Annotated in this window: 5 protein-coding genes; 1 reads left to right on the plus strand and 4 read right to left on the minus strand. The window is 35.5% G+C overall.

The genetic code is table 11. The features are described from left to right. The first annotated feature begins 23 nt into the window (after positions 1-23). Positions 24-500 carry a cysteine permease gene (locus CSUIS19072_RS08145; RefSeq protein WP_086292843.1) on the plus strand — a complete coding sequence of 159 codons (477 nt, stop codon included), beginning with the start codon at positions 24-26 and terminating at the stop codon, positions 498-500. Here the strand turns inward: CSUIS19072_RS08145 and CSUIS19072_RS08150 are convergent. The 4 genes from CSUIS19072_RS08150 to CSUIS19072_RS08165 form a co-directional block, all read right to left on the minus strand. Continuing rightward, positions 497-1261 carry a CatB-related O-acetyltransferase gene (locus tag CSUIS19072_RS08150; protein ID WP_096030567.1) on the minus strand — a complete coding sequence of 255 codons (765 nt, stop codon included), beginning with the start codon at positions 1259-1261 and terminating at the stop codon, positions 497-499. The two genes, CSUIS19072_RS08145 and CSUIS19072_RS08150, sit on opposite strands and share 4 nt — an antisense overlap. A 78-nt stretch (positions 1262-1339) precedes the next feature. Beyond that, positions 1340-2650: a hemolysin family protein gene (locus tag CSUIS19072_RS08155; RefSeq protein ID WP_086237452.1), complete on the minus strand. Its 1311-nt coding sequence runs from the start codon at positions 2648-2650 to the stop codon at positions 1340-1342. 83 nt (positions 2651-2733) lie between these two features. Beyond that, positions 2734-4134: an efflux transporter outer membrane subunit gene (locus CSUIS19072_RS08160; RefSeq protein ID WP_086242378.1), complete on the minus strand. Its 1401-nt coding sequence runs from the start codon at positions 4132-4134 to the stop codon at positions 2734-2736. Then, positions 4127-5330: efflux RND transporter permease subunit (locus tag CSUIS19072_RS08165; protein ID WP_337212246.1), on the minus strand; the 1204-nt coding region annotated here is incomplete at its 5' end. The genes CSUIS19072_RS08160 and CSUIS19072_RS08165, both read right to left, overlap by 8 nt.

Genomic DNA, 5330 nt, shown 5'->3' on the forward strand with positions numbered 1-5330 from the left:
ATGCTAAAAATTTTGGAGTTAGCGTGATTAAATTTACCTTGGCGTCTAATAATTTTTTAGATGAGTATGTGTTAAATTGCGAATTTTCTCATATTTGTAAAATTTCAAATGGTGCTTATAAATTTTGGAAAGAAGTGGTCGCGGCTTCATATCAAAACTCTCGCACTGTATTTTTGCATAAAAAATCAATTCCATCAAAGTATCAATATGCCATAAAATCCTGCACAAGTCTAGATGGTTTTGTGCTAGCAAGTGCATTTTGCTCATTTACTGGCGTGGCTAGTTCGCATTTGACTATTTCAAATGGCTCAAATTTAATTAATTTACTTGAGATTAAGATGGTTGATAAGTTTAAATTTGTCAATCTTAAAAAGCTTTATGATGACCTTGGGTTGCCATATTCAGCTCATATATATATAGAAAAATGTAAATATTTTTCGCCAACACCATTTGAAAAGCGTATCAAAATCACAGATACGCTCTGTCTTGGATATTATTAATTCTTATGCTTATTTTTTATCTTTATCGCTTCAAATATGAATTTAATATATCCGCCCTTATACCAACTTTTGTGTGCCTTGATTAAGGAGTTGCCTAGTTTATAGCTTAGATGATTTTTGAAATTTGCTGCTTTTTGGTAGCTAGTTTGTAAGGCTTTAATCTCATTATCTTTTTTAGATATCTGCTCTTTGAGAGAAATTATCTGATCTTGTAAAGATGGCTCTTGTGGTGGTTGTGGCGTGGTTTGTGGTTTTACTACAGATACTGGCTGTTTGCTTATTTGTATTAGCTCTTCAAACTGCATTTTTCTGGGATAAAATGGCTTTATAGTTTGGTTTTGAATTCTACTCTCTAGCTCATCTAAATAATAATTTATATCTTTCATTGCATCTATACCATCAAAATCTGCAAAATGATACTCCCACCATTTTAATTTTAAAAGCCTATTTCTTGTTGGCTCGTCAAAGCGGTATTTTAGTATTTTAGCTGGGCTTCCGCCTACTATAGCATATGGCGGTACATCTTTTGTAACGATGGCATTTTGAGCTACTATGCATCCTGTATGTAGAGTAATCCCTGGCTTTAAAAGAGCGTTTGTGCATACATATACATCATTTTCAAATATTGTTGGTGGCGATGGTGGAACTAAGTGATGACATGGGGTATGTGTATAAGATTTGCCAATTTGTCTTATGCTTGCATCTTTAAAAATATAAAAAGTTGGATTATATATAAAAGATGAAGTTGAAATAGTATCCAAAGAAAGATAAAAATTTAATTAATATTTAGATTAAAATTGATGGTAAAAGCTTGGCACCACGCCAAAGGGCGTAGCACACTAGTCAAATTCATCTTCATCATCATTGGAGTTTAAAAGCGTTACTTTAACGGCTCCAATGCTAGTTCCATCCATCTTTATAACTTCATAAATGCAGTTTTGATCCTCTATAGTATCGCCCACAACCGGTAATCTCTCAAATAGATTAAACACATAACCGCCAATCGTAAGCTGCTCTGTCTCTTCATCAAATCTAATACCCATTATCTCTTCAACGGCTTCTATCTCAAATCTACCATTGAATTCATATGTATCATCGGCAATTTTTTTATAGTTTTGGTCTTTATCATCGTGTTCGTCATTTATATCGCCCACTATCTCTTCGATTATATCTTCCATAGTAAGAAGTCCTGCTGTCCCGCCATACTCATCTACTACAAGGGCGGCTGAAATTCTATCTTTATTCATCATAACAAGAATTTTGGATATTGAGCTATTTTCTGGGACTATGATAAATTTTCTTACGATTTTATCCAAATTTTCTATTTTGCCATCTAGATCGTTTTGTAAAATATCCCTTATATGAATCATACCCAAAACGCTATCTTTGCTACCATCGATATATGGAAATCTAGTATATTTGCTCTTTATTATTATGTTCATATTTTCTTCAAAACTCAATTTTTTATTTAAGCAAACAACATCTTTGCGTGGAGTCATAATCTCCTTAGCCACTGTATCACTAAAATCAACGGCGTTTTTTATAATCTCGCTCTCCATGCTATCTAGCACACCGCCTTTTAAGCTCTCGCCAACGATGATTTTAATCTCCTCTTCAGAGTGCGCTAATTCGCTCTCTCTAGCAGGTCTAATGCCAATTAGCTTTAAAAACATAGCCGCTATAAAGTCAAATGTGCGAATAACTGGGAAAAAGATAATCCAAAAAAAGTATAATGGTCTAGCTATCAAAAGCACGGCTTGTTCGGCCTTAGCGATTGCTACTGACTTTGGTACAAGCTCACCAAGGACAACATGCAATAAAGTAATAAAACTAAAAGCGATAACAAATGATACTGTGTGTAAAGTAGTGATATTATCAATGCCAAATATCGATTTTAACGGCTCTCTAATAATATCAGCCACGGCTGGTTCCCCAATCCATCCAAGAGCAAGGGAGCTAAGTGTAATGCCAAGCTGCGTAGCACTAAGATAAGTATCTAGCGAATTTGACATTCTTAGGGCGAGTTTAGCATTTGGTCGTCTCTCTTTGACAAGCTCTTCTAAACGAGACCTTCTAACCTTAACAATACAAAACTCAGACAAGACAAAAAAGCCATTTAAAAATATGAAAATGGCTGCCAAAATTATCATAATAATGGGGTAACTCTCCAAAATATGTCCTTAAAAATCTAGATAAATAGCTCCAATTATAGCATAAATTTTAGAAATTTAGACTAATTTGAGCTTTGCTGGATTAAATTCTCTCTTGTTTTATTATCTGTCTCATACTCAAAACCACCGCCAAAAGCCTTAAATACAGAAACAATGCTATTTACAGCTTCTAAATTCGCACTAGATAAGCTTAATTTTGCCGATAGCAAATTTCTTTGAGAATCTAGTAGCTCCAAATGACTACTATAACCAGCATCATAGCGACTTTGAGCTATGTCATAGACCTTTTGTTGGCTTGATACTAAATTTTCCATACTACGGGCTTTCATAAGCGAATTTTTCCTATCATCAAGTGCGGTTCTAATCTCGCTAAAGGCATTTTTAACAGCCTTATCATAGGCTAAAAAAGATGCGTTTTGATCCAAATTTGCTAGCTTAACACTATTATATGTGCGACCAAAATCTATAAGCGGTGCTAGTAAGCTCCCGCCTACATTCCACGCTGTTTTATTAGAATTTATCAAATTATCTAAATCATTGCTAGTATAGCCAAACATACCTGTGATGGAAATTTGAGGTAGCCACTGAGTTCTAACTACACCGACTAAAAAATTGCTTGACTTTAATCTCTCAAGCGCACTTGCTACATCGGCTCTTTTTAATAAAATATCTGAGCTAATACCGCTTGGAACTTCAGGCAACATCGGTAAATTAGTAGATACATTCATATCAGAATACAAAATTTCATTTAAATCTCCGCCAACTAATATTACAAGAGATGAGTTAGCTTGTGAGATTTGCATTTGTAAGCTAGCTAGCTGAGCCCTTGCCTCATCAGCAGTAGCAACAGCTTGAGCGTATATCAACTCATCTATCTCACCAGCAGCTAATTGCATAGCTCTATACTCCACACTTTGAATATATGAATTTAGCGTATCTAGCAAGATCTGCTCTTGCTCTTTTAAGGAGACAAGCAAGAAATATGTATTTGCCACGCTACTTGCTAGGCTAATTCTAGCACTCTCATAATCAAATTTAGTCGCATTATATATAGACTGACTTGCATTTGCCTTATCTCTTACTCTACCCCACAAATCAAGCTCATAGCTCAAAACAGCACTTAGAGAAAATTTATTTATATTATTGCTACTAGTATCTGCCATGCCCTCTTTAGTCGCTTCGCCTTGTAATGAGATATTTGGAAGATACTCAAGCCTATCTAGCCTTAGATTGATTCTAGCTTTTTCTATATTATTTAACGCAATGAGTAGATCGCTATTGTTTTGTAATGATTTTTGGATTAATATATTTAACTTATCATCACCAAAGCTCTCCCACCACTTCTGACTAACGCTATAATAATCCATCTGGTATCTATACTCTTGCTCTATCTCAATCATATCAGGACGAAGTGAGCAACCACTAATAATAGCTGCTATAAAAACCATAATAATCCTATTCATCTTTTGCTCCAAATTTAGCTCTTTTGCTATCTAGCCACTCATTAAAGCTCTCTAATATATAGAAAAATAGTGGCACAAAAAATATCGCAATTGTAGATGCTGCTATCATACCACCAATTACGCCAGTACCTAATGCGTGGCGTGATGCAGCACCTGCTCCAGTAGCTAACGCCATCGGTAAAACCCCTAAAGTAAAGGCTAGTGAAGTCATAACAATCGGTCTAAATCTCATCTTAGAAGCACTAATGGCCGCATCTTTTATGCTTTTACCAGCGATATGCTCCTGCATAGCAAATTCAACTATCAAAATCGCATTTTTAGCCGCTAAGCCTATTAAAAGAAGCAATCCAATCTCAAAATAGACATCATTGCTAAGACCACGCAAATATGTAAAAGCTAACGCCCCAAATACCGAGAATGGCACGGCTGTCACAACCGCTAAAGGCATTAGCCATCTCTCATATTGAGCTGCCAAAATCAAAAATACAAATATAAGACCAAATACAAATGCTTGAGCTCCTTTACCTGTGCTACTGACCTCTTGATATGCTGAACCGGCCCAACCTATATTATACTCATTACCAAGCTCTTCTTTTATAATCCTTTCAATCTCTTTAATAGAATCTCCAGAAGTATATCCAGGCTTTGGCTCACCCATAATTTTAGCGGCTGGAAATCCATTAAATCTATCGACATTATCAGGGCCAAGACCCCTTGTAAGAGTAACAATAGAATCAAGTGGCACTAAATTTCCACTTGCACTACGCACATAAAGTAGCCCCAAATCATCAGGAGAATCTCTATAACTCTCATAGGCTCTTATATTTACCTTATAGGTCTTACCAAGGATGTTAAAATCATTTACATAGTATTGACCTATGGTTGAATTGATAGTATCAAATATATCATTAAATGAAATTCCCATCATCTTAATCTTATCTCTATTTAGCGTTAGATTATATAGAGGGAAATTAGTATCAAGCGTGGTTCTAACTTGAGTTAAAACTGGGCTTTGATTGGCTTTTGCTACGACCCTTTGCACATCGGCTTCTATTTGATTATAATTCTTACCGGTTATATTTTGTGCGTATAATTCAAAACCACCTGTCATAGATAGCCCCATAATCGGCGGTGGCGTAGTAACAAAAGCTAAAGAGTTTCTATCAGCACCATAGAGCATACCCATAAATTGCCCC

This window comes from Campylobacter sp. RM19072 (assembly GCF_024723485.1).
In the GTDB taxonomy this organism is placed as follows: domain Bacteria; phylum Campylobacterota; class Campylobacteria; order Campylobacterales; family Campylobacteraceae; genus Campylobacter; species Campylobacter porcelli.

Excerpts from the sequence above, each read along its gene's own strand:
- CSUIS19072_RS08155 (WP_086237452.1), bottom strand. The coding sequence starts at position 2,650 with ATGATAATTTTGGCAGCCATTTTCATATTTTTAAATGGCTTTTTTGTC.
- CSUIS19072_RS08160 (WP_086242378.1), bottom strand. The coding sequence starts at position 4,134 with ATGAATAGGATTATTATGGTTTTTATAGCAGCTATTATTAGTGGTTGC.